This is a genomic window from Floccifex sp. (assembly GCF_051873495.1).
GTDB lineage: Bacteria > Bacillota_I > Bacilli_A > Erysipelotrichales > Erysipelotrichaceae > Floccifex.
This window is the reverse complement of sequence record NZ_JBJEEX010000132.1, coordinates 1-2,701: the sequence shown is the minus strand read 5'-3', so window position 1 is coordinate 2,701 and position 2,701 is coordinate 1. Positions and strand designations below refer to the sequence as shown.

Here is a 2,701-nt window from a genome sequence, read left to right as displayed (position 1 = left end):
GTTTTGTTCTAGCGAAAAAATTGATGGTAACAAAACTGGTGAAGGAGCGGTTTCAAGCTTAGCAACGTTTTGTTCTAGCGAAAAAATTGATGGTAACAAAACGAGTAAATACAGAATCAACTTTATAATTATTGTTTTGTTCTAGCGAAAAAATTGATGGTAACAAAACATTCTTCAAAGCCATTGCGAATGTATGATTGTTTTGTTCTAGCGAAAAAATTGATGGTAACAAAACTGGTGAAGGAGCGGTTTCAAGCTTAGCAACGTTTTGTTCTAGCGAAAAAATTGATGGTAACAAAACTCGGATAATTGAAGTATGTTCTTATGATGTGTTTTGTTCTAGCGAAAAAATTGATGGTAACAAAACCTCAAACTTATGATATCACAATTTGAAGTTAATAAAATTATTTAATTACTTCAATAAGAGAAATGTTGAATGTCATTGATTAATTCTACTTTTTGTTTAGCGTACTTTTCTTTTATATATTTATATAATTTCATTTCTACCTCCTGACAGGTCAATAATTTGCCTGTTTGTTCACCAAAATACTCATATACTAAATCAAAATTGGCAAGATCTAATACGATATCCTCAAATAATGCAATTTGATTTAAATCAAATTCATCGTTCAAATAAGATGTTGAAATTAAAACAAAGGAATTTGTGAGATTACTACAATAATCCAAAATTGACTTTGTGATTAATCCAGAATCAATTATTACTATATAATTTTCAATTGATTTGTTTTTTCTTTGAATGTAATTGATTAACTTTAATTGAAGCAACGTTAACTCTTCAATTGAAAAATCATATTCATCTTTCTGATATTCGTCATAGTAATAAGGATTCATTAATTTTATTAACTGCTTTGTATTCATTGAATTAAATTCAACTTGAAATTCATCATCTTCATTTAATTCTTCTGCTAACGATTCAAACAGAATGTCAATTGTATTTATAGTTTCCCAATAATCTGTCAATCCAAGTTTTGCTTCAAAATATTTTGAAAGATTTGATCTTGTTCCTAATTTGCATTCTTCATTTAGAGAAAATTCATTGTTCACAATAAATAACATTGAACGTTTTAAATTTAATTCTTGATTATCAATAAGGACTTTTGTTTTAAGATTATTTTCTTCTCTGTATTCACTTTTAGCTGGATTAAAATATAATTTAAGCATTTGAATTAATTCGTGTTTCTTTTGTGTATTTTTTCCTAGTAGATACTTTACTTGATTTAGTTGAAGTTCAAAACAATTGTTTCCGTCTGTAATAGTCAATGTATTCATATTTTTATAAACGACTCACTATTAACTATTTCTTCTTGGATTGATTTACCACCAAGGATAATTTCTATTTTTGCATATTGTTTTTCTGTCACCATTAAGATTCTAATTTGTCCTTTTGGCGGAACATTCTTTTGAAGAATATTTACATGTTTAATAGCTGCTTCTCTGTTTGCAAATATCTTACAGTAAACAGAATATTGCATCATTATGTATCCATTCTCAATTAAATATTTTCTAAATACTGCATAATTTTTTCTATCCTTTTTGGTTTTTACAGGTAAATCAAAAAATAGTACTAATCGCATAAAATCATATGTCATTTGGATATATCACTGGGTCAGGAAACAAAATACCTTCATCATCTTCATCAAAGTATCTAAAAATAGAGTCCAAATACAATCCTATTGCATTGGCAATAGTTTGCTTTCTATGATCAATCATTATTTTATTATTTGTTAAATTAATCAAATCTTCACGATGTTGTTGCTTAAATAAAATTTCATCCGTTAAATTGTTATATACATAGTTATCAACGATTGGTCTGAAAACTTCAATAATATCATCACTCAAATTAAACATATTATTTTTTCCTCTATGGAATATTCCTAAATTAGGAAGATATCCTTTTGCAACTATGATTGATGTAATCAATGAGCGAAATATACTATATCCATAGTTTAATCCTGCATTTATAACATCTTCATCAAAGCGAACAAAATCAGGTCCAAATAATTCTCTGAAATACATTTTAGCTGCTAGTCCTTCTCTGTTTGTTTGGTCTCCTATTTGAACAGTATAAACAAAGTCATATAATTTTTGACAAACTTCAAAACTACAATTATTTTCTTTCAATATTTCTATTTGATTTAGTATTTTAGCTTTTACAATTGCTGCGTGTAATTTATCTTTTTTTTCTTGTTCCCATTTTATTTGTTTGGCAATATTACCACTCGCAGCAAAGTTACCATTCATAGGAAGAATATAACTTTTTGGTAAATGGTCTACACCACAAATAATGGTACAAACATTATTATCTGTTAATTTGTTTATAAGAGGTACGCTTAAAGATGATTTATAATTATCAATGACTAATATTTGAATATCTGAAATAGGAAATAAAATTTCATTATCTTTTATTTCTACTTTTAAATTATCTAAATAAAGACGCAGATATTCACATTTCTCTACATAAATGATTCGATGACCCATAAAAGAGTAAAAGAAAAGGCTCCAATGGAGCCGAATCCGGGATAAACCCTTGTTTTGTTAGGTCATACAATTTTTTCGCTAGAATATAACCATTTATATTATAACCAATTAAAACTCTAATTTCAATCGATTATCACGAACTTCATACCCGTCTTTAGAGGTTGCACCATGTTTCTTTAGGACCACATAATTTATATATGAC

3 protein-coding genes and 1 CRISPR repeat array are annotated in these 2,701 nt (G+C 27.3%); all 3 genes read right to left on the bottom strand.

Going from position 1 to position 2,701, the window contains the following annotated elements; all coding sequences use genetic code 11:
• A CRISPR array of direct repeats spans window positions 1–367; the repeat unit is 36 nt; unit sequence GTTTTGTTCTAGCGAAAAAATTGATGGTAACAAAAC.
• Window positions 368–417: 50 nt separating this feature from the next.
• From ACI313_RS08765 to cas1, 3 genes are read right to left on the bottom strand one after another with little or no spacing between them, the layout of a single operon-like run.
• Entirely contained in the window at window positions 418–1,290 is an 873-nt protein-coding gene (locus ACI313_RS08765) for a hypothetical protein (RefSeq protein ID WP_439755804.1), read from the bottom strand.
• Complete coding sequence (gene cas2 / locus ACI313_RS08760) at window positions 1,287–1,595, bottom strand: CRISPR-associated endonuclease Cas2 (protein ID WP_439755803.1); 309 nt, start codon at window positions 1,593–1,595, stop codon at window positions 1,287–1,289. The genes ACI313_RS08765 and cas2 overlap by 4 nt, the downstream gene beginning before the upstream one ends.
• Before the next feature lie 4 nt (window positions 1,596–1,599).
• Window positions 1,600–2,499, bottom strand: a complete 900-nt coding sequence (gene cas1, locus ACI313_RS08755) for a type II CRISPR-associated endonuclease Cas1 (protein ID WP_439755802.1) — start codon at window positions 2,497–2,499, stop codon at window positions 1,600–1,602.
• Window positions 2,500–2,701 lie beyond the last annotated feature (202 nt).